This window comes from Bacillus sp. LR--39 (assembly GCF_053613335.1).
On record NZ_JBSIOT010000367.1, the window covers coordinates 1 to 1,030 of the forward strand.

The following is a 1,030-nucleotide window of genomic DNA, read 5'->3' on the forward strand; positions in this document are numbered from 1 at the left end:
AGATACGATTAAGGACACGTCACGGAAGGCTGTTGCCCGTCTGAAAGAGTTGGGCCTTGATGTCATCATGATGACAGGAGACAATCGCAGAACCGCAGAAGCCATCGCGAAGGAAGCGGGAATTACGAATATCATTGCGGAAGTTCTTCCTGAACAAAAGGCGGCGGAAATCGCCCGCTTGCAAAAAGAAGGCCGCCAGACAGCAATGGTAGGCGACGGAATTAACGATGCGCCGGCGCTTGCCACAGCTGACATCGGCATGGCGATTGGAACTGGCACGGACATTGCCATGGAAACAGCAGACATTACACTTATTCGCGGCGATCTGAACAGCATTGCCGACGCAATCCGCATGAGCAGATTGACAATGAAAAACATTAAACAAAACTTATTCTGGGCGCTTGGCTATAACAGCCTCGGCATCCCAATCGCAGCACTTGGATTTTTAGCACCGTGGATAGCAGGAGCAGCAATGGCATTCAGCTCCGTTTCCGTTGTTCTGAATGCTCTTCGTCTGCAAAAAGTAAAATGAAAAACCGGCTATATGCCGGTTTTTGTTTTTCATTGAAACTTTCTTGGAAAACAACATATAATAGGTGTAACTATTATATGAGTATATGCTCATATATATTATAAAGAATGCAATACTCATTGATACGCTTTGAAGAGGGAACCCTAAATCGGAAGGTAAGGTGAGACTAGTGAAACAGGAATACGTTCTGGACGGTTTGGATTGCAGCAATTGTGCCCGAAAAATCGAAAATGGAGTCAAAGGCATAAAAGGCATTGACGGATGCGCGGTAAATTTTGCGGCAAGCACCTTAACTGTCTCAGCCGATGGGAAAGAAGAGCAATGGGTCACGAATAAAGTAGAGAAAAAAGTGAAATCAATTGATCCGCATGTAACGGTTCGGCAAAAGCATAAAAAGAAATCAGCTGATGATGGCTATCGTAATAGAATGGTCAATATGCTGATCAGAATGGCGGCGGCTGTCATTCTCGGCGCAGCGGCATATTTGGTTCATTCGGG

2 protein-coding genes are annotated in these 1,030 nt (G+C 45.6%); both read left to right on the forward strand.

Annotated elements, in window-relative coordinates; translation table 11 throughout:
• Positions 1-532: HAD-IC family P-type ATPase (locus ACWHAR_RS23300; protein ID WP_452087976.1), on the forward strand; the 532-nt coding region annotated here is incomplete at its 5' end.
• A gap of 160 nt (positions 533-692) precedes the next feature.
• On the forward strand, positions 693-1,030 hold a 338-nt coding region (locus ACWHAR_RS23305), incomplete at its 3' end, for a cation transporter (RefSeq protein WP_452087977.1).